The organism is Kitasatospora arboriphila (assembly GCF_039528095.1).
GTDB lineage: Bacteria > Actinomycetota > Actinomycetes > Streptomycetales > Streptomycetaceae > Kitasatospora > Kitasatospora arboriphila.
Map to the genome: position 1 here is coordinate 32,363 of NZ_BAAALD010000029.1, position 20,173 is coordinate 52,535.

The following is a 20,173-nucleotide window of genomic DNA, read 5'->3' on the forward strand; positions in this document are numbered from 1 at the left end:
CCGTCGTACCGCACCTCCGGGGGAGCCGCCGCATGTCCAACGATCTGCCGTCCGTGTTCCAGCCGCTGCAGCCGGAGGACCCGAGGGAGGTCGGCGGCTACCGGGTCTTCGCCCGGCTCGGCGCCGGCGGCATGGGCCGGGTGTACCTCTCCTACACCCCGGGCGGGCGGCCGGTCGCGCTGAAGGTGGTGCGCGCGGAGTTCGCCGAGGACGGCGAGTTCCGGCGGCGCTTCGCCCAGGAGGTCGCCAACGCGCAGCGGATCCACGGCCTGTACACCGCGCAGGTGATCGACGCCGGCCCGGACGCCGATGCCCCGTGGCTGGTCACCGCGTACGTGCCCGGGCCCTCGCTGCAGCAGGTGATCCGCGAGCACGGCGCGCTGCCGCCCCGCACCGTGCTGCTGCTGGTCGGCGGCATCGCCGAGGCGCTGCAGGCGATCCACGGCGTCCAGGTCGTGCACCGGGACCTCAAGCCGGCCAACGTGCTGGTCGCCTCGGACGGCCCGCGGGTCATCGACTTCGGCATCGCCCGGGCCGCGGACGCCACCGCGCTCACCGGGACGGGGTACCGGATCGGCTCCCCCGCGTTCATGTCGCCCGAGCAGGCGCAGGGCAGACCGGTCACCGCCGCCACCGACGTCTTCGCGCTCGGCGCGCTCGCGGCGTACGCGGCGGGCGGCGCACCGCCGTTCGGCGAGGGCCCGGACACCGCGGTGCTCTACCGCGTGGTGCACGAGGAGCCGGACCTGACGGCCGTCCCGGCCGGCCTGCGGGAGCTGCTGGCGCGCTGCCTGGCCAAGGACCCGGCGCAGCGCCCCGCTCCGGCCGAGGTCATCGAGGCGGCCCGCAGCCACCCGGCGGTCGGCGGCCAGCTGCGGTTCGCCGACGACTGGCTGCCCGACCGGGTGAACACCGAGATCACCCGCCGTTCGGACCTGCCGCGCACCCCGCCGACCCCGCTGCCGCCCGCCGCGCCGCCGATGCCGACCGCTGCGGCCACCGCGCCGTCGATCGGCGCCCCGCCGGCCGCCACCCCGCCGTACCCGGCGCCGCAGTACCCGGCCGCGCAGTCTCCCTCCCCGGCGTCTCCCTATCCGGCGTCGCCGTACCCGACCGCGCCGGCCGGTGCGGTGCCGCCGCCGGTGGGCGCGTTCGGTCCGCCGCAGCCGGCCGGTGCCCCGACCGTGCCGGCAGCGCCCGGCCCGCAGCCCGGTCCGTACTCCGGTCCGCAGCCCGGTCCGCCGACCGCGGGCGGGCCCGTCCGCCGGGGCGGCGTCTCCTGGAGGACCCTGCTGGCCGTGGCCGCGGCGACGGCGGTGGTCGGCACCGGGGTCGGCGTGGCCCTGTCCTCGGGGAACGGCGGTGGCGGTACGGGCGGCAGCACGCCGAGCGCACAGGCCGACGGCACCCGCCGGACGGCGGCCGGCGGGTCGCAGGACCAGGCGGCGCCGAGCGCCGCGCAGGGCGGCAAGGGCGGGTCCACCGGGAAGCCCGCCGCCGGGTACACCTCCGTCTACACCGACCAGGTGCTCTCCAGCCCGGACCTCACCTACGTCTTCGACCTGACGACCGGCAAGGTGGTGTCCTCCTCGACCAGCCCGGCCTGGGCGCTGGAGCCGAGTTACGGCCACTTCAACTGGTCGAGCGGCTCGGACGCCTTCCTGACCACCGAGAACCACCTCACCCCGGCCGAGTGCGCGACGGGCGTGGAGCAGCAGCCGGTAGCCGACGTGAAGTACGACGCGCTGCCGGTCGGCGGACTGTTCTGCCTGCGCAACCGGGAGAACGGCGGCATCGTCGTGGTGAAGACCGTCGAACAGGGCAGCACCAGCAACGCCCGGGCGAAGGTCTCGATCAGCTACTTCCGCCGCAACGGCTGATCGGCGGCGGACTATCCTGACCGGGTCACACCCCACCGGACCGGAGCACAGCGTGTACTTCACCGACCGAGGCATCGAGGAGCTGGAGAGCCGTCGCGGCGACGAGGAGGTCACCTTCGAGTGGCTGGCCGAGCGGCTGCGGGAGTTCGTCGACCTCAACCCGGACTTCGAGATCCCGGTCGAGCGGCTGGCCACCTGGCTGGCCCGGCTCGACGACGAGGACGAGGACTGATCCGCAGCACCGCGAAGGGCTGCGAGCGCCGCACGACGAGGGCCCGGAAGGCATCCGCCTTCCGGGCCCTCAGGCGTCTCGGGGTCGCGGTGTCCGGGTCGGGTCAGGGTTGACTTCGGCACCTCGCGATATATCGTGTCTATCAGTCGACGCGATATACATCGCGAAACGGGAGGACGGGGAACCATGAGCGAGTGGACGGTCGAACAGCCCGACAGGATCACCATCGACGAGCCCGTCGAGGCCCTGCACGTACGGATCATGAGCGGCGCGGTCAACGTCGTCGCCGCCGAGGGCCCGGCCCGCCTGGAGGTCACCGAGCTGGAGGGCGAGCCCCTCAACGTCGACCTGACCGACGGCGTGCTCACCGTGGCCTACAAGGACTTCGACTGGAACGAGCTGAGCGAGACGGTGAAGTCCGTCCAGTCGGTGAAGGCCTTCCTCTCCTCGCTGCGCCGCAAGCGGCGCGCCGTCGTCTCGCTGGCCGTCCCGGCCGGCACCGAGGTCAAGATCGGCTCCGCCTCCGCGGACACCACCGTCTCCGGAGTCACCGGCCCGGTCGCCGTGCACGGCGCGAGCGGCGCCACCACCCTGGTCGGGCTCTCCGGCCGGATCCAGGCCAACACCGTCTCCGGCGACGTGGACGCCCAGTCGGTCTCCGGCGAGCTGCGCGTCAAGTCCGTGTCCGGCCAGCTCACCGTGGTCGCCGGCACCGCCGACAAGGTGCAGGCCAAGACGGTCAGCGGCGCGGTCACCCTCGACCTCGACGTCCAGACGCCCACCGACATCACCGTCACCACGGTCAGCGGCCCGGTCGGCGTCCGGCTGCCCTCGGTCGCCGACGCCAAGGTCGAGGCCGGCACCACCACCGGGGACGTCACCTCCACCTTCGCCGAGCTCACCGTGGCCGGCAGCTGGGGTGCCAAGCGGCTCTCCGGCCAGCTCGGCAGCGGCACCGGGCGCCTCCAGGTGACCACCGTCTCCGGCGCGATCACCGTGCTGCACCGGCCGGAGGACGAGGACGCGCCCCCCGCCAAGGAGCTCACCGCCGGCCCGGACGGCCCCGACCTGACCAAGCCCGACCTGACCGAGGAGGCCTGAGCGATGTCCCCCGTCTTCGGCCACGGCCGGCTCCGCCTCTACCTCCTCAAGCTGCTGGACGAGTCCCCCCGGCACGGCTACGAGGTGATCCGCCTGCTGGAGGAGCGCTTCCAGGGGCTGTACGCGCCCTCCGCCGGCACGGTCTACCCCCGGCTCGCGAAGCTGGAGAAGGAGGGCCTGGTCACCCACAGCACCGAGGGCGGCCGCAAGGTCTACCGGCTCACCGACGCGGGCCGCGCCGAGCTGGCGGCCCGTCAGGACGAGCTCGCCGAGCTGGAGGTGGAGATCCGCGACTCCGTCGCCCACCTCGCCGGCGCGATCCGCGAGGACGTCCGGGACACCGCGAAGGACCTCCGCGAGGAGCTCTGGGGCGCCGCCCGCCAGGCCCCCCGGCCGGAGTCCGCGCCCGGCGGCGGCGACCCGTGGGCCGGGCCCTGGGGCGACAAGGAGGCCTGGCAGCGCGCCAAGGAGGAGTACGAGCGGTTCAAGTCCCAGGCCAAGGAGCAGGCCAAGCGCGCCAAGGAGCAGGAGCGCGCCGCCAAGGCCAAGGCGAAGGCCGCCGAGGCGGAGGCCCGCCGGCTGCGCGAGCAGTCCAGGGCCGCCCGCACCGCCGCCCAGCAGGAGGCGCTGCGGATCAAGCGGCGGGTGGAGGAGCAGGTCCGCGAGCACACCGCCCGCGGCGAGTGGTCCACCGGGCTCGCCGAGGGGCTGGCCGAGCTCACCCGCAGCCTCGGCGGCCTGGCCGACGCCGCCCGCTGGGGCCACCCGGCGCCGGCCGAGGAGGTCCGGATCACCCGGGTCGACCTCGACGAGGAGGGTGCGGACGACGCCGCCACCGAGGAGCTGCCCGGCTGGGCGCGCACCGACCCGGACGCCGACCCGGCCCGCGAACTGGAGCGGCTGCTCGACCGCTTCCGCGACCACGTCCGGGACACCGCCCGCGACGGCGGGGTGAGCGCCGATCAGCTCGCCCGCGCGCAGGCGACGCTGGCCGCCGCGGCCCGGCGGCTGTTCGGCTGACCGCAGGGCACGGCGGAGGGCCCCGACGGACCGTCGTCCGTCGGGGCCCTCCGCCGTGTGTCAGGGCTCCCGTGTCAGGGCGTCAGCACGATCTTGCCGAAGACGTCGCCCTTGGCGAGGCGGGCGAAGCCCTCGCGCGCCTCGGTGAGCGGCAGCACCGAGTCGATCACCGGCCGCACGCCGGTGTTGGCGCAGAGCGCGAGCAGGCCGGCGAGCTCCTCCTTGGTGCCCATGGTGGAGCCCACCACCTTGAGCTCCAGGAAGAAGATCCGGTTCAGCTCGGCGGCCTTCGGGCTCGGGCCCGAGGTGGCGCCGGAGATCACGATGGTGCCGCCGGGGCGCAGCGACTTCACCGAGTGCGACCAGGTGGCGGCGCCGACCGTCTCCATCACGGCGTCCACCCGCTCGGGCAGCCGGGCGCCGCTCTCGAAGGCGGCGTCGGCGCCGAGCTCCACGGCGCGGGCGCGCTTGGCCTCGTCCCGTCCGGTGACCCAGACCCGCAGGCCGGCGGCCTTGGCGAGGACGACCAGCGCGGTGGAGACACCGCCGCCGGCGCCCTGGACGAGGACGGTGTCGCCGGGCTTGACGCCGGCGTTGGTGAAGAGCATCCGGTAGGCCGTCAGCCAGGCGGTGGGCAGGCAGGCGGCCTGCTCGAAGCTGAGTTCGGCGGGCTTGGGCAGCAGGTTCCAGGTGGGGACGGCGACCTTGCCGGCGAAGGTGCCCTGGTAGCGCTCGGTGAGGATGGAGCGCGGCTCGGCCGGGCCGACGCCGTGGCCGCTCTGGCCGACGACGGAGTGGATGACCACCTCGTTGCCGTGCTCGTCGACGCCGGCGGCGTCGCAGCCGAGGATCATCGGCAGGCGTTCGGCGGGCAGGCCGACGCCGCGCAGCGACCAGAGGTCGTGGTGGTTGAGGGTGGCGGCCCTGACGTTGACGACGCTCCAGCCCTCGCGGGCTTCGGGCTCCGGGAGTTCGCCCAACTCCAGTGCGCTCAGCGGGTCGTCCGGATCGATGCGGGCGGCGTAGGCAGCGAACATGGTCCGGACGATATCGGCGCGGGCGGGGCGGCCGGTACCACGCAACCGTGTGACCTGCGCTACCGGAGGAACGCACCGGGGGCGCGTGGAGGCATGGCCTCCGCGCGCCCCCTGGGTGGTACGCCCCGGGCGACGGGCCGTCAGGCGCGGGCGACGCCCTCGGCCCGGGCGGCCTCGGCGACGGCCTTGGAGACGGCCGGCGCGACCCGCTCGTCGAAAGGCGAGGGGATGACCTTCTGCGGGGTCAGCTCGTCGGCGACCACGGCGGCGAGCGCCTGGGCGGCGGCGAGCTTCATGCCCTCGGTGATCCGCGTGGCGCGGACCTGCAGGGCGCCGGCGAAGATGCCGGGGAAGGCCAGCACGTTGTTGATCTGGTTCGGGAAGTCGCTGCGGCCGGTGGCGACGACCGCCGCGTACCGGTGCGCGACCTCGGGGTGGATCTCCGGGTTGGGGTTGGCCATGGCGAAGACGAAGCAGCCCTCGGCCATGGTGGCGACGACGTCCTCCGGGACGGTGCCGCCGGAGACGCCGATGAAGACGTCCGCGCCGGCGAGCGCGTCGGCCAGCGAGCCCTTGAGGCCGGTCCGGTTGGTCAGGGCGGCGATCTCGGCCTTGACGTCGGTGAGGTCCTCGCGGCCCTGGTGGACCACGCCGCGGCGGTCGCAGACGGCGACGTCGCCGATGCCGGCGGCGAGCAGCATCTTGGCGATGGCGATGCCCGCGGCGCCGGCGCCGGAGATGACGGCGCGCAGGGTGCCGACCTCGCGGCCGGTCACCTTGGCGGCGTTCCACAGCGCGGCGGTGGTGACGATCGCGGTGCCGTGCTGGTCGTCGTGGAAGACCGGGACGTCCAGGGCGTCCTGCAGCCGGCGCTCGATCTCGAAGCAGCGCGGGGCGGAGATGTCCTCCAGGTTGACGCCGCCGAAGGACGGGGCCAGCCGGACGACGGTCTCGACGATCTCGTCCACGCCGGTGCAGGCCAGCGCGATCGGGACGGCGTCCACGCCGCCGAACTGCTTGAAGAGGATCGCCTTGCCCTCCATCACGGGCAGCGACGCCTCGGGGCCGATGTCGCCGAGGCCGAGCACGGCGGTGCCGTCGGTGACCACCGCGACGGTGTTGGACTTCCAGGTGTAGTCGTTGACCAGCTCGGGCTGCTCGGCGATGGCGGTGCAGACCCGGGCGACACCGGGGGTGTAGGCGAGGGACAGGTCGTCCGCGTCGCGCACCGGAACCGTGGCCCGGACCTCCATCTTGCCGCCGCGGTGGAGCGCGAAGACGGCGTCGACCGGATCGTCGGTGTCCTGGGTGTTGGGGTGGATGATCTCCGCTGCCACGTTGACCTCTTCGTCAATGATCAGCGAGGACGCCCGGCCGACGGTCGATCGACACCGCGGACGCCGCCACGGGGGACGGCGACGCCGGGTACGCGAGGCGTACCCGGTGTCCGGGGTCGGGGCGCGGCCGTCGGGCGACGCCCTCGAAATGAGGGTTTTTGGTTCTGCGTGCTGTCCGGTCGTGCCCAGGCGCATCCGCATCGGGACGGACGGTGACACACCGGCGAGCCTAGGTGGGACAAAGGCACCGCACCTGTGCCTTTTCGTCCTCGTCGTGTGCCGTTCACCGCACGGAGGCCCTTGACATTGCCCGGATCCCGGTGGAATCCGACAGCCCGGACCGACCCGCGGCAGGACGGTACACGCACCCGCAGGAGTGAACGCAGACACGGAGGGGAGCTGGTGCCTCGGCTACGGAGTCGGCGTCGTCGACTTCCGGTCCTGCGCACCCCGAATCCGCCCCGCTCGATTGTGAGCAGCGGAATCGGCGGTCTGCCTTCGTTCGTCGGGGGTTACCCGATACCAGATTCTGACATACCCGCGACCTCGGACAGCAGGGCGGGATGGCAGGATCACATTTCCCACACCGACATCCGGACGCTCTCGTTCCGCTCGCGGACGTTACCTTCCGGCCAGCAGCGCCACCCTCGCCTGCTCCACCGCTCCACCGCTCCCCCAGGAGGACCACCGCATGCACGCCTTCGCGCCCCGCCCCGCCCGCACCATCGCCGCGGGGGCTGCGCTCGTCGCGGGAACCCTGCTGCTGACCGCGTGCGGCAGCTCCGGCCCGGGCAAGCCCAGTGAGGACGACCTGCACGCCCGGCTGCCGGAGAGCATCCGTACCAAGGGGGTCCTCAAGATCGCCTCCGACCTGAACTACGCCCCGGTGGAGTTCAAGGCCTCGGACGGCTCGGCGGTCGGCATCGACCCGGACATCGCCGCCGAGCTCGGCAAGCAGCTCGGCGTGAAGGTGGAGATCGCCGACACCGCCTTCGACAAGCTGATACCGGGCCTGCAGGCCGGCGACTTCGACCTGGCGATGTCCGCGATGACCGACAACCGGCAGCGCCGGGAGGGCACCGACGACAACGGCAAGGTGGTGAACCCCGGCGTCGACTTCGTGGACTACTTCATCGCCGGCACCCAGATGCTCGTCCCCAAGGGCAACCCGGAGAAGATCGCCAAGCTGGACGACCTGTGCGGCCACACCGTGGCGCTGCAGCGCGGCACCACCCAGGACGCGATCGTCGAGCGGCAGGTCGGCGCCTGCACCCGGGCGCACAAGCCGCTGACGGTGAAGCTGTTCGACAACGACACCGAGGCGCTCGCCGAGCTCGCCGCGGGCCGCGCCGACGCCGACCTGAACGACTACCCGGTGGCCGCGTACGTCGCCGCGAAGGGCGGCCCCAACGGCGCCAAGTTCGACATCGCCGGCGCGCAGCTCCAGCCGTCACCCTACGGAATCGCCGTGAACAAGAAGAACACCGAACTGCGGGACGTTCTGGTCAAGGCGCTCAACCAGATGATCCGCGACGGCTCCTACGAGAACATCCTCCAGAAGTGGGGCGTCGCCGCAGGTGCGGCGCAGAACGCCGTGGTCAACGGCGGCTTCTGAGTCCGGACGCTCCGGCCGGGTTCCCCGGCCGGACGCCTCCAAGTCTGCATACTTATACGCAGGGTGACAGGAGGTCGGAATTCGTCCGGATAGCGGACAAGAAGGCCCCTCGTTATCCGATTTTGATCTGAATCGGGGCCCGTTCACCGTCCGTGAGTGGCAGGATTCCACCCAACTCGGATCGAACACCGCCTCCCCGGAGGCGCCCCTCTCTGCGAGGCGGTCCGACGTGCGCTCACCTCGGCGGAGGGTGGCGACATGCACGGCTTGAATTTTCGAACAAGTGAACGGCCGGCCCGGCGCCGCACGACGGAGTGCGACGGAGGGCCGGGCGACCGCCACCCCCCGGCGTAGCGCTCCGCTCGTCTCTCCCCCAGGAGGAGATCCCCCTCATGACCGCTCGCACCCTGCGCCCCCGCCTCGTCGCGGCCGGCGCCGCCCTCGCGGCCGGCTCCCTGTTCCTCACCGCCTGCAGCTCGTCGTCGAGCAGCTCCGGCTCGGGTGCCGCGACCCCGACGAGCTCCGTCAAGGCCGCGTCGGCCGACCCGTCGCTGGCCGCCCTCGTCCCGGCGGACGTGAAGTCGGGCGGGAAGCTCACCGTCGCCACCGACGCCTCCTACGCCCCGAACGAGTTCAAGGACGACAAGGGCGCCATCGTCGGCATGGACGTCGACCTGGCCAAGGCCATCGCCGCGAAGCTGGGGCTGCAGGCGGACGTCCAGAACGCCGACTTCACCTCGATCATCCCGGGCATCGCCGCGAAGAAGTACCAGCTCGGCATGAGCTCCTTCACGGACACCAAGGAGCGCGAGCAGACGGTCGACATGATCACCTACTTCACGGCCGGCTCCGCCATCGCCGTGAAGAAGGGCAACCCGGACAAGATCGACCCCAAGGACCTCTGCGGCAAGAAGGTCGCCGTCCAGACCGGCACCACCCAGGCCGACGAGATCAAGGACGTCCGCAACCCCGACTGCGTCAAGGCCGGCAAGCAGCCGATCCCGGGCGACGGCGACAAGTTCTCGCTGCAGACGGACGTCACCCAGGCCCTGGTGGCCGGCCGCGACCAGGTCATGATGGCCGACTCCCCGGTCATCGACTACGCGCTGAAGCAGACCAACGGCCAGCTGGAGAAGATCGGCGACACCTACGACAGCGCCCCCTACGGCATCGTCGTCGCCAAGAACTCCGAGCTGACCAAGGCCGTCCAGGGCGCCGTCCAGTCCCTGATCGCCGACGGCACGTACAAGCAGATCCTCGACAAGTGGGGTGTCTCGGCGGGCGCGATCGCCACGTCCGAGGTCAACGCCGCCAAGAGCTGACGTTCTCCAACCAACCCCCCGAGGCTACTCAACGTGAACCCTATCGATCAGGGGTCGGTGAAGACGGGACGGCCTGAGACCATCAAGGCCGTCCCGGTCCGCCACCCCGGACGCTGGGCGGGAGCGGTCGTCGTCGCCCTCCTCGCGGCGATGCTGATCCACGCCCTGGTGACCAACCCGGCCTTCCAGTGGTCGGTCGTCGGCGACACCCTCTTCAACGACCAGATCCTGCACGGCCTGCTCGTCACCCTCGAACTGACCGCCCTGGCGATGGTCATGGGCGTGGTCGGCGGCATCATCCTCGCGGTGATGCGGCTCTCGCCCAACCCGCTGCTCTCCGGAGTGGCCTGGGTGTACATCTGGATCTTCCGCGGCACCCCCGTGCTGGTGCAGCTGGTGTTCTGGAACTTCCTCGCCGCGATCTGGCCGAAGCTCTCCATCGGCATCCCGTTCGGCCCCGAGTTCGTCTCGGGTTCGACCAACGCGCTGATCCCGGTCTTCGTCGCCGCGCTGCTGGGCCTCGGCCTGAACGAGGCGGCCTACATGGCCGAGATCGTCCGCGGCGGCCTGCAGTCCGTGAGCGAGGGCCAGACCGAGGCCGCGCACGCCCTCGGCATGAGCCAGTTCAAGACGATGAGGCGGATCGTCCTCCCGCAGGCGATGCGGGTGATCATCCCGCCGACCGGCAACGAGACCATCTCGATGCTGAAGACCTCGTCCCTGGCGAGCGTCATCGCCCTGGAGGAGCTCTACCAGGCCGGCCACAACATCTTCTCCCGCACGTTCCAGACCATCCCGGTCCTGATCGCGGTCAGCATCTGGTACCTGGTCCTGACCTCGATCCTCACGGTCGGCCAGTACTACATCGAGCGGCACTACGCCCGTGGCGCCAACCGCACCCTGCCGCCCACCCCGCTGCAGCGCGTCCGCGGCATGTTCACCGGCCGCCGCAAGCCGGCGACCACGCACGACGTCGTCCCGGGTCTGGAAGGAGGCGGTCACCTGTGAGCGACCTTGAGAAGACCCCCGCCGACGCGACCCACGCGATGGTCCGGGCGGAGCGCGTCCACAAGTCCTACGGCCTCGTCGAGGTGCTCAAGGGCATCGACCTGGAGGTCAAGCAGGGCGAGGTGTTCGTGCTGGTCGGGCCGTCCGGCTCCGGCAAGTCCACCTTCCTCCGCTGCATCAACCACCTGGAGAAGATCAACGCCGGCCGGCTCTACGTCGACGGCGACCTGGTGGGCTACCGGCAGAAGGGCGAGAAGCTCTACGAGCTGAAGGACAGCGAGGTCGCGCTCCAGCGCCGCGACATCGGCATGGTCTTCCAGCACTTCAACCTCTTCCCGCACATGACGGCGCTCGAGAACGTCATCGAGGCCCCGGTGCAGGTCAAGGGCGAGACCAAGGCCGCCGCCAAGGAGCGCGGCATGGCCCTGCTGGAGCGGGTCGGCCTGTCCGCCAAGGCCGGCAGCTACCCGTCCCAGCTCTCCGGCGGCCAGCAGCAGCGCGTCGCGATCGCCCGTGCGCTCGCCATGCAGCCCAAGCTGATGCTGTTCGACGAGCCCACCTCGGCGCTCGACCCCGAGCTGGTCGGCGAGGTCCTCGACGTCATGCGCGGCCTCGCCGAGGAGGGCATGACCATGGTCGTGGTCACCCACGAGATGGGCTTCGCCCGCGAGGTCGGCGACGCGCTGGTCTTCATGGACGGCGGCGTGGTCGTCGAGTCCGGCGACCCGCGCGAGGTGCTCTCCAACCCGCAGCACGAGCGGACCAAGCTGTTCCTGTCCAAGGTCCTCTGACCTCCGCTCCGAAGACGCCCGCCGCCCCCGAGGGCGGCGGGCGTCTTCGCGCCCCGGCTCTCAGGTAATACCCTTGAGGCAGCTTGCCTGTTACCGGCCCTGGAAGGACCATCCGTGGAGCTCGCCTCGTACGCCGACTACGCCGTCCGGCTGGTGAACACCGAGGAACCGGAACGCGGCCGGGACGCCCTCACCTCGGTGGACGCCGTCCGCAGCCTGTTCGGGACGGCCGGCCGCGCCGCCGCGCTCGCCGACGAGGCCGACCTGCCCCGGCTGCGGGCCGTCCGCACCCGGCTGCGCGGCGTCTTCGAGGCCGCCGCCGAGGGCGACGAGATCCGCGCCGTCGACCTGCTCAACAGCCTGATGGTCGAGTACCCCGTCAGCCCGCTGGTCTCCGGCCACGACTACCTCGACGAGGCCGGCCGCCCGCGCTGGCACCTGCACCTGGCCGACAACGCGGCCACCGCCACCGCCAACTACACCGCCGTGGCCTGCATGGGCCTGGCCATCCACCTCACCGAGCTCGGCGCCGACCGGCTCGGCATCTGCCAGGCCGCGCCCTGCCGCAACGCCTACCTCGACACCTCGACCAACCGCTCGCGCCGCTACTGCTCCGACCGCTGCGCGACCCGCGCCAACGTCGCCGCCTACCGCGCCCGCAAGCGCGAGGAGGCCGCCCGCGCGGCCCTCGCCGCCCGCGACTGAGGCCGTTCGGCACCCGGGGGCGATCTCGCCGGGGCGTGTCGTCGAAGGACAGCCGGGTGGTCGGTTCAGGGGTGCCCCGCAGGGGGCGCCCGCATGCCGTGAGGACGGCGACCTACGACTCCACGTCCAGTGGCGCGTGTACGCCGAACCGGGCCGCCAGGCCCGGGAGGCGGCCCAGGACGGCGCCGTTCAGCACCCGTTCCAGGCTCCGCGGCGGCGCCAGCCAGGCCGGGCGGGGCCGCAGCCGCAGCAGCACCCGGCCGAGCACCAGCTCGGCGGGCACCGCCCCGTACTCCCGGCTGTCCGAGGTCACCAGCGGGTTGTCCGACAGCAGCCACCAGCCGCCCGGACGGCGCCCGACCGCCCGCTTCACCACCAGCAGGTCCTGCCGCAGCGGATGCCGGACCACGACCACCGCACCCGGCCGGATCCGCGCGCCGTACCGGACGAGCACCCGGTCCCCGTCGTGCAGGGCGGGCCGCATCGAGGGGCCCGCCACGTCGATCACCCCGAGCGGCAGCAGCCCGCCGCCGTCCGGCTCCCGCTCCTCGGCCATCCGTCTCTCCCCTGCCCGTGTCGCTGTCCAGTCTCCAGCATGGCGGCACGCCCGGTGCCCGCCCGATATCGACCGGTTGTGGCTCCGTCTTTTGCCCTAGGCCACCGGGCCGACCGCGAAACGGCCGCTGCGGCGGGGTAATCTCGCTCGCGGGAAGACGATCTAAGGAAGGACTTCCATGTTCTCTCGTCTGTTTGCTCCGCGAGCCACCGCGCACGCCCACTGCGACCTGCCCTGCGGCGTGTACGACCCGGCCCAGGCCCGCATCGAGGCCGAGTCCGTGAAGGCCACTCAGGAGAAGTACCAGGCCAACGAGGACCCGCACTTCCGTGCGCGCGCCATCGTCATCAAGGAGGAGCGCGCCGAGCTGGTCAAGCACCACCTCTCCGTGCTGCACACCGACTACTTCAAGGCCCCGCACTTCGAGGCCTACCCGCAGCTGCACGACCTGTTCAACAAGGCCGGCAAGGCCGCCTCGGCCGCCAAGGCCTCGACGGACCCGGCCACCGGCCAGGCCCTGCTCGACCTGATCGCCGAGATCGACCGCATCTTCTGGGAGACCAAGAAGGCCGCCTGATCACGCATCAGTAACCGGGGGCCCGGCCGCGCGCGGCGGCCGGGCCCCCGGCGTGCCCGGGGCGTCCGGCAGGTCGCCCGGCGGCCGTCGGCGTAGGCTCGTGGCACGGGTCGGGCCGTCCCGGGCCGACCCGCCGCCCCGAGCGAGGGAGGCCGCGATGCGCACCGCTGCGGCACCCCGGCACCACCCGTCCCGGCGGTCCGCCGGCCGGAGGTCCGGCTCGCCGACCGGGCCCAGGTCGGGGCCACCGGCACGGGTGCGGGAGCCGGGAGGACCGCGGGTCGGAGCGGGTGCGCACGATTAACCTTTCCGCCCGGCGGGTCCGTCCGAGTACCCTCGCCGTATGATCCGCACCGCCGAGGCCGCCGACGTCCCCGTCATCCACGCCATGATCCGCGAGCTCGCCGAGTACGAGCGCGCCGTGGACGAGGCGCGGGCGACCCCGGAGCAGCTGCACGACGCGCTGTTCGGCGAGCACCCGGCCGTGTTCGGGCTGATCGCCGAGGACGACGCCGGCGAGCCGGTCGGCTTCGCCCTGTGGTTCCGCAACTTCTCCACCTGGCGCGGCACCCACGGGATCCACCTGGAGGACCTGTACGTCCGTCCGTCGGCGCGCGGCGGCGGCCACGGCAGGGCGCTGCTGGTCGAGCTGGCGCGGATCTGCACGGCCCGCGGCTACGCCCGCCTGGAATGGTCGGTGCTGGACTGGAACGAGCCGTCGATCGGCTTCTACAAGTCGCTCGGCGCGGTGCCCATGGACGAGTGGACGGTCTTCCGGCTGACCGACGGCGCGTTGGCCGAGCTGGGCGGCCCGGTGGGGGGTTGACCGACCGCCCGTCGCCCGTTCCCGTGATCGTGGCCGGAGATCGCGACATCGGCCCCCCGATAGCGGTAACGTCTCGGGCGGATGCGCGGCGTTCCGACTGCCCCGGGTGGGTATGAACCGGTACGTACCGCACCACCCCTCGGACGAGTTGGGGCGAAGCAGTTGAGCGAAGCAAGAGGAAGTGCCGCGGCCGTCCGGCCGCAAGCACCGCGCGTCACCCAGGAGGTGAGGGTGTCCCAGATCGACGGTGAGCCCGACGTGAAGGACTTCGTCGAGGTCCGGCTGCCCGCGGCGGGTGCCTACCTCTCAGTGCTGCGAACAGCGACGGCGGGCCTCGCGGCCCGCTTGGACTTCACCCTGGACGAGATCGAGGACCTCCGCATCGCGGTGGACGAGGCCTGCGCCATCCTGCTCCAGCAGGCGGTGCCGGGTTCCGTCCTGAGCTGCGAGTTCCGGCTGGTCGGCGACTCGCTCAAGGTGACCGTGTCGGCGCCCACGACCGACGGCCGCGCCCCCGAGCGGGACACCTTCGCCTGGACGGTGCTCTCCGCACTGGCCGGCGAGGTGGACTCGTCCGTGGGCGAGGACAACACCGTCATCATCAGCCTGCACAAGAAGCGCGGCGGGTCTCCTGCCCAGCCGTAGCGCCGTGCGCCTCGGGCCGTACGCGCAGGTGCCGCCCGGCGGGGCCGGCGCCCGGCGCGTGCGGCTCCCCCGTACCGCAGTCCGCTGCGGTACAGCCAGTGAGAAGTGCTCCCGGAACGGAACGGGTGATCGCCGTGAGTGATCTGGACCGCACAGGGGCCGCCGCGGTGCCGGCGGCCACCGCAGACGTGGCCGTACCGCCCCAGGCGAGCGCTGCCCGCATCGCCGACGCCAACCCGACCGACGACGCGTACCCGAAGGACGCCCAGCGGATGACCCAGCCCACCGATCCGACACCGGAGCAGCCCGCCGCGGCGGCCGCGCCCGCGGACGAGGAGCTGTCGTCCGCCGCGACCGCGGTGCGCAGCGCGGTGCCCGCCCAGGGCCACCGCTCGGCGGCGCCGGACCGCGAGGCCGCCCGCGCGCTGTTCGTACGGCTGTCCCAGCTGCCGGACGGCTCGCCGGAGCGGGTGGAGATCCGCAACCAGCTGGTGCGGATGCACATCCCGCTGGTCGAGCACCTGGCCCGGCGCTTCCGCAACCGCGGCGAGCCGCTGGACGACCTGACGCAGGTCGCCACCATCGGCCTGATCAAGTCGGTCGACCGCTTCGACCACGAGCGCGGGGTGGAGTTCTCCACCTACGCGACGCCGACCATCGTGGGCGAGATCAAGCGGCACTTCCGGGACAAGGGCTGGGCGGTCCGGGTGCCGCGCCGGCTGCAGGAGCTGCGGCTGTCGCTGACCACGGCGACCAGCGAGCTCTCGCAGCGGCACGGGCGCTCGCCCACCGTGCACGAGCTGGCCGAGCACCTCGGGATCTCCGAGGAGGACGTGCTGGAGGGCCTGGAGTCCGCCAACGCGTACTCGACGCTCTCGCTGGACGTGCCGGACAGCGACGACGAGTCGCCCGCCGTGGCGGACACCCTCGGCGCGACCGACGAGGCGCTGGAGGGCGTCGAGTACCGGGAGTCGCTGAAGCCGCTGCTCGCCCAGCTGCCGCCGCGCGAGCAGAAGATCCTGGTGCTGCGGTTCTTCCGCAACATGACGCAGTCGCAGATCGCCGCCGAGGTGGGCATCTCGCAGATGCACGTCTCGCGGCTGCTCGCCCGCACCCTGGCCCAGCTGCGGGAGAAGCTCCTCGTCGAGGAGTGAGGGCGGGCCCCGGTCGGCCCGGGGCGGTGACGCAGAAGGCGGAGGGGCGCGGTTCGGACCGCGCCCCTCCGCCTTCGCCCGTGTCCGGGCCCGGGTCAGCCCTGCTCGCCGTAGAGGGCGGCGGTGACCTTCGGGTTCAGCAGCGAGACGATGCCGGCCAGGCCCAGCAGGCCGACGGCCACCGCGGCGACCCGGACGGCGCCGCCGCCCTGCCACATGTAGTAGGCCACCGGCAGGCAGATGGAGTTGGTGAGCAGCGCAGGGCTGCGGCCCCAGCGGCGCAGCCGCAGCAGCGCCCGGCCGGCCAGCAGCGGGAGGAGGCCCATCAGCAGCAGGACGGCGGCGCCGGCGGCGCTGCGGCCGGCCGCGGCGTGGTCGCCGACGAGGGAGGAGACGACGTCGTAGAGGCCCCATCCGGCGAGTGCGGCGCCCTCCAGCAGGGTGATCGCGGCACCCGTGAGCAGCGGGGCCGGGCGGGCTCCGGCGGGGCTCGTGGCGCCCTCCTGGCCGGTGGCGGGGGCGGGTGCGGTGCGGGCGGTCTTCGCGGTCACTCCAGCAGGGTAACCGCCGCGCCTCCGGTACCGACCCGTAGGCTGGCGTTCATGCGCGCTCTCCTGGTCGTGAACCCGATGGCGACCACCACCAGTGCCCGCACCCGCGACGTACTGATCCACGCCCTGCGCAGCGACCTGAAGCTGGAGGTCGCGCAGACCCGGTACCGCGGGCATGCGGGCGACCTGGCGCGTGCCGCGACCGAGGACGGCGGGGTGGACCTGGTGGTCGCCCTGGGCGGCGACGGCACGGTCAACGAGGTGGTGAACGGGCTGCTCGCGCACGGCCCGTCCGAGCGGGTGCCGCGGCTGGCGGTGGTGCCCGGCGGTTCGACCAACGTCTTCGCCCGCGCGCTGGGGCTGCCGAACGACCCGGTGGAGGCGACGGGTGCGCTGCTGGACGCGCTGGCCGTCCGGCGGGAGCGCTCCATCGGGCTGGGCAAGGCCCTCTCGGAGGGGGAGGCGGACCGCTGGTTCACCTTCACCGCGGGGCTGGGCTTCGACGCCGGCGTGGTGGGGCGGGTGGAGGAGCAGCGCAGGGCGGGCCGGCGTTCCACGCACGCCCTCTACGTGAACCAGGCGCTCCGGCACTACGTCACCGAGCGTGAGCATCGCCGGAACGGCCCCATCACCCTGGAGATCAACGGGCGAGAGCCGGTGCCGGGCCTGGTGCTGTCGATAGTCAGCAACACCTCGCCGTGGACCTTCCTCGGGAACCGTCCGGTGTACCCCTCGCCCTCCGCGTCCTTCGAGACGCACCTTGACATCTTCGGCATCACTCGAATGACGGCGTTCGGCACGGCTCGAACGGTCCGTCAGATTCTGCGGTCGCACACCCCTGCGGACGGCGCCGCGGCGGCCTCCGGACCGAGCGGGAAACACGTCGTCTCCTATCACGACGTCAGACACTTCACCTTGGTTTCACAGGAACCGGCCCCGTTTCAGGTCGACGGGGACCACCTTGGAGACAGGAGTCGCGTCAGTTTCACAGGCGTTCGGCGGGCACTGCGTGTGATTGTGTGACCAGAAGGGGGTCCCACCCTTCTTCTCGAACGCGCTAGCCCCCTTCACCCCATAGAAGTACGGGCTGTGAGCTATGCGACACCGAAGAATCAAAAATTCCTTGCCGAAGGGGGTTGTATCCGGGCCGCAGGTTTGCGAACCTCTACATGGCGATCGGGACGGGCCGCAGCGGGACACGCGGAACTCCCTCGAATCGCCCGAACCCCACCTCAGCGCAGACCACCCGGGCCCGATGGGCCTTTGGTCGCTTTTGCTGTTGCGGGATTCGTGAAAGCGTTCACATTCACAAGCCGTCGATTGCGTCGGCCGGGCCACCGCCCGCCGACCGGAGGAGTTGGACGACCATGGACTGGCGCCACCGCGCTGTCTGCCGCGAAGAGGACCCGGAGCTGTTCTTCCCGATCGGGAACACCGGTCCTGCTCTGCTGCAGATCGAGGAAGCCAAGGCCGTGTGCCGCCGCTGTCCCGTCATGGACCAGTGCCTGCAGTGGGCGCTCGAGACCGGCCAGGACGCCGGCGTCTGGGGCGGTATGAGCGAGGACGAGCGTCGCGCGATGAAGCGCCGTGCCGCCCGCAACCGCGCCCGCACCGCCTGACACGCCGCCAGCACCACCTGATCAATCCATGATCAAAGGCCCTGTCTCCGAGTGTTCCCAGGGCCTTCCGCACGAAGGGTCGCGCCGCACGGCGCGACCCGGACGACGCCGGGCCGCCAGGGGCCTTGATACTGCTCACTGAGAGCAATATTGTGGACCTGGGCCGTTCACCGTGTGCAACACACGAGTGCAGCGCGTCGCACCCACAGAGCCCCCGCTCCGGCCGACTCCCCCCGACGGCCGGAACGGGTTGAGAGGCCCTGCCGACCCACCCCCCCGGTCGGCAGGGCCTCGTGGCGTTCCCGGGCCGCGCCGCCGCTACTTCACCGGGATCTCCAGGACGACCTTGGTGCCGCCGCCCGGGGCGGCGACCATGTCGAAGGTGCCGCCGAGCTCGCCGGTGACCAGGGTCCGGACGATCTGCAGGCCGAGGTTGCCGGCCTTCTGCGGGTCGAAGCCCTCGGGCATGCCGCGGCCGTCGTCCTGCACGGTGATCAGCAGGTACTCCTCCGGCTTGACGCCGTCGTTCCAGCTGTCGGACCAGCCCATGCCGGTCGCCGGGGCCCGCCCGCGCAGGGAGCTGACCTCCAGGTTGCCCGCCGCCTTCGGGCCGAACGCGTGTTCTAGGGCGTTCTGCAGCAGCTCGGTGAGGATCATCGCGAGCGGGGTGGCGACCTCGGCGGTGAGGATGCCGAAGCTGCCGGTGCGCTTGGTGCTGACCAGACCGTCCTGGGAGAGCTCCATCACCATGGCGAGCACCCGGTCGGCGATCTCGTCGAAGGCGACCTGCTCGTCGAGGGTCTGCGAGAGGGTCTCGTGCACGATGGCGATCGAGCCGACCCGCCGCACCGCCTCGTCCAGCGCGGCCCGGCCCGCGTCCGAGTCCATCCGGCGGGACTGCAGCCGCAGCAGCGCGGCGACGGTCTGCAGGTTGTTCTTCACCCGGTGGTGGATCTCCCGGATGGTCGCGTCCTTGGTCATCAGCTCGCGGTCGCGCCGCCGCAGCTCGGTGACGTCGCGGCAGAGCACCAGGGACCCGGTGGGGGTGCCCTTGGGCTTGAGCGGGATGGAGCGGATGATCACCACCCCGCCCTGCGCCTCGACCTCGGTCTGCCGGGGCGCCCAGCCGCTGGCCATCTTCACCAGGGACTCGTGCACCGCGGAGCGCGACGGCGGGGCCAACTCGGCGGTGGTGCGGCCGAGATGACTGCCCACCAGGTCGGTGTTGAGGCCGATCCGGTGGTAGGCGGAGAGCGCGTTGGGGCTGGCGTAGGTGACGATGCCGTCCGCGTCGAGCCGGATCAGGCCGTCGCCGACGCGGGGCGCCGCGTCCATGTCGGTCTGCTCGGCCGGGTAGGGAAACGTTCCGGCAGCGATCATCTGGGCCAGGTCCGAGGCGCTCTGCAGGTAGGTGAGCTCCAGCCGGCTGGGGGTGCGGACGGTCAGCAGGTTGGTGTTGCGGGCGATCACGCCCAACACCCGGCCCTCGCGCCGGACGGGGATGGACTCGACCCGGACGGGCACCTCCTCGCGCCACTCCGGGTCGCCCTCGCGCACGATGCGGCCCTCGTCGTAGGCCGCGTCCAGCAGCGGGCGGCGGCCGCGCGGCACCAGGTGGCCGACCATGTCGTCCTGGTACGAGGTCGGACCGGTGTTCGGCCGCATCTGGGCGACCGAGACGTACCGGATCCCGTCCCAGGTGGGGATCCAGAGCACCAGGTCGGCGAAGGAGAGGTCGGAGAGCAGCTGCCACTCCGAGACCAGCAGGTGCAGCCACTCCACGTCGGCACCGGTGAGGGTGGTGTGGCGGCGGACGAGTTCGTTCAGCGAGGGCACAGGGCGAGCCTAACGAAAACGGCCCCGCGGGACCTTCCGCAACGTTGTCCAGACCAATGTCGGCGCACCCCTGGACAACCACAATTGGTCTAGTCCACAATGGGAAACGCACCAAGGAGAGACCCCCCGCGCACACTGCCCTGACCGCGCGAGGTCCCTTCTCGGTCGGCGCACCGGTGGCCCGGGAGTCCCGCACAACTCCCGGCCGCACCGGCCGCCGACGACAGCTCCGGGCTGCGGTGCCGCACGGGTTGAGGGTCCTGTGTCGGCGCCGTGGCCCGTAGTGCTTTCCGGGCGCCCGCCGGCGGGGGGGGCCCGCCTCCCCCCGCGCCCGGCCCCACGGAGCGGCCCCGCCCGACCC

General features: G+C 72.3%; 20 protein-coding genes. 15 read left to right on the plus strand and 5 right to left on the minus strand.

The annotated features are described in order from the left end of the window. The first annotated feature begins 32 nt into the window (after positions 1-32). The 4 genes from ABD353_RS16895 to ABD353_RS16910 all read left to right on the plus strand — a co-directional run bounded on the left by ABD353_RS16895 (position 33) and on the right by ABD353_RS16910 (position 4,233). Positions 33-1,880: a serine/threonine-protein kinase gene (locus tag ABD353_RS16895; RefSeq protein ID WP_344624429.1), complete on the plus strand. Its 1,848-nt coding sequence runs from the start codon at positions 33-35 to the stop codon at positions 1,878-1,880. 52 nt (positions 1,881-1,932) lie between these two features. Then, positions 1,933-2,112 carry a DUF6104 family protein gene (locus ABD353_RS16900; RefSeq protein ID WP_030267971.1) on the plus strand — a complete coding sequence of 60 codons (180 nt, stop codon included), beginning with the start codon at positions 1,933-1,935 and terminating at the stop codon, positions 2,110-2,112. Between the two features lie 186 nt (positions 2,113-2,298). Then, on the plus strand, positions 2,299-3,213 hold the full coding sequence (locus ABD353_RS16905; protein ID WP_344624430.1) for a DUF4097 family beta strand repeat-containing protein: 915 nt from the start codon (positions 2,299-2,301) through the stop codon (positions 3,211-3,213). 3 nt (positions 3,214-3,216) lie between these two features. Further along, complete coding sequence (locus ABD353_RS16910) at positions 3,217-4,233, plus strand: PadR family transcriptional regulator (protein ID WP_344624431.1); 1,017 nt, start codon at positions 3,217-3,219, stop codon at positions 4,231-4,233. Between the two features lie 74 nt (positions 4,234-4,307). Here ABD353_RS16910 and ABD353_RS16915 read toward each other — a convergent pair whose 3' ends face one another. Then, positions 4,308-5,270 carry a zinc-binding dehydrogenase gene (locus ABD353_RS16915; RefSeq protein ID WP_344624432.1) on the minus strand — a complete coding sequence of 321 codons (963 nt, stop codon included), beginning with the start codon at positions 5,268-5,270 and terminating at the stop codon, positions 4,308-4,310. 140 nt (positions 5,271-5,410) lie between these two features. Next, entirely contained in the window at positions 5,411-6,607 is a 1,197-nt protein-coding gene (locus tag ABD353_RS16920; RefSeq protein WP_344624433.1) for an NAD(P)-dependent malic enzyme, read from the minus strand. 691 nt (positions 6,608-7,298) lie between these two features. On the opposite strand from ABD353_RS16920, the gene ABD353_RS16925 reads away from it, so the two are divergent. The 5 genes from ABD353_RS16925 (at position 7,299) to ABD353_RS16945 (ending at position 12,048) form a co-directional block, all read left to right on the plus strand. Beyond that, positions 7,299-8,222: an ABC transporter substrate-binding protein gene (locus ABD353_RS16925; RefSeq protein WP_344624434.1), complete on the plus strand. Its 924-nt coding sequence runs from the start codon at positions 7,299-7,301 to the stop codon at positions 8,220-8,222. A gap of 392 nt (positions 8,223-8,614) precedes the next feature. Then, positions 8,615-9,544 carry an ABC transporter substrate-binding protein gene (locus ABD353_RS16930; protein ID WP_344624435.1) on the plus strand — a complete coding sequence of 310 codons (930 nt, stop codon included), beginning with the start codon at positions 8,615-8,617 and terminating at the stop codon, positions 9,542-9,544. A gap of 33 nt (positions 9,545-9,577) precedes the next feature. Beyond that, positions 9,578-10,552 carry an amino acid ABC transporter permease gene (locus ABD353_RS16935; protein ID WP_344624436.1) on the plus strand — a complete coding sequence of 325 codons (975 nt, stop codon included), beginning with the start codon at positions 9,578-9,580 and terminating at the stop codon, positions 10,550-10,552. A 38-nt stretch (positions 10,553-10,590) separates the two neighbouring features. Then, a complete protein-coding gene (locus tag ABD353_RS16940; RefSeq protein ID WP_344624465.1) occupies positions 10,591-11,343 on the plus strand; it encodes an amino acid ABC transporter ATP-binding protein in 753 nt (250 codons plus the stop codon). A gap of 114 nt (positions 11,344-11,457) precedes the next feature. Then, on the plus strand, positions 11,458-12,048 hold the full coding sequence (locus tag ABD353_RS16945; RefSeq protein ID WP_344624437.1) for a CGNR zinc finger domain-containing protein: 591 nt from the start codon (positions 11,458-11,460) through the stop codon (positions 12,046-12,048). Positions 12,049-12,160: 112 nt separating this feature from the next. Here the strand turns inward: ABD353_RS16945 and sodX are convergent, their stop codons facing one another. Then, positions 12,161-12,604, minus strand: a complete 444-nt coding sequence (sodX, locus tag ABD353_RS16950) for a nickel-type superoxide dismutase maturation protease (RefSeq protein ID WP_344624438.1) — start codon at positions 12,602-12,604, stop codon at positions 12,161-12,163. A 178-nt stretch (positions 12,605-12,782) separates the two neighbouring features. Here sodX and sodN point away from each other — a divergent pair, with 178 nt between their 5' ends. From sodN to ABD353_RS16970, 4 genes are all read left to right on the plus strand, one after another. Further along, positions 12,783-13,181 carry a superoxide dismutase, Ni gene (gene sodN / locus ABD353_RS16955; RefSeq protein ID WP_030267960.1) on the plus strand — a complete coding sequence of 133 codons (399 nt, stop codon included), beginning with the start codon at positions 12,783-12,785 and terminating at the stop codon, positions 13,179-13,181. Between the two features lie 343 nt (positions 13,182-13,524). Beyond that, positions 13,525-14,007: a GNAT family N-acetyltransferase gene (locus ABD353_RS16960; RefSeq protein ID WP_344624439.1), complete on the plus strand. Its 483-nt coding sequence runs from the start codon at positions 13,525-13,527 to the stop codon at positions 14,005-14,007. A 231-nt stretch (positions 14,008-14,238) separates the two neighbouring features. Further along, on the plus strand, positions 14,239-14,652 hold the full coding sequence (locus tag ABD353_RS16965) for an ATP-binding protein (protein ID WP_344624440.1): 414 nt from the start codon (positions 14,239-14,241) through the stop codon (positions 14,650-14,652). 134 nt (positions 14,653-14,786) lie between these two features. Further along, the gene (locus ABD353_RS16970) at positions 14,787-15,806 is read left to right on the plus strand and encodes an RNA polymerase sigma factor SigF (protein ID WP_344624441.1); all 1,020 of its coding nucleotides are present in this window, start codon (positions 14,787-14,789) and stop codon (positions 15,804-15,806) included. A gap of 95 nt (positions 15,807-15,901) precedes the next feature. On the opposite strand, the gene ABD353_RS16975 is transcribed toward ABD353_RS16970, so the two are convergent. Continuing rightward, positions 15,902-16,357 (minus strand): hypothetical protein, encoded by a 456-nt coding sequence (locus ABD353_RS16975; protein WP_344624442.1) that lies wholly within the window; start codon positions 16,355-16,357, stop codon positions 15,902-15,904. A gap of 51 nt (positions 16,358-16,408) precedes the next feature. Here ABD353_RS16975 and ABD353_RS16980 point away from each other — a divergent pair, with 51 nt between their 5' ends. Beyond that, positions 16,409-17,380, plus strand: coding sequence for a diacylglycerol/lipid kinase family protein (locus tag ABD353_RS16980; RefSeq protein WP_344624443.1), 972 nt, complete (start codon positions 16,409-16,411; stop codon positions 17,378-17,380). A gap of 344 nt (positions 17,381-17,724) precedes the next feature. Continuing rightward, positions 17,725-17,976 carry a WhiB family transcriptional regulator gene (locus ABD353_RS16985; RefSeq protein ID WP_030267905.1) on the plus strand — a complete coding sequence of 84 codons (252 nt, stop codon included), beginning with the start codon at positions 17,725-17,727 and terminating at the stop codon, positions 17,974-17,976. Positions 17,977-18,294: 318 nt separating this feature from the next. Here ABD353_RS16985 and ABD353_RS16990 read toward each other — a convergent pair whose 3' ends face one another. Further along, positions 18,295-19,812: a sensor histidine kinase gene (locus tag ABD353_RS16990; RefSeq protein WP_344624444.1), complete on the minus strand. Its 1,518-nt coding sequence runs from the start codon at positions 19,810-19,812 to the stop codon at positions 18,295-18,297. Between the last annotated feature and the right edge of the window lie 361 nt (positions 19,813-20,173).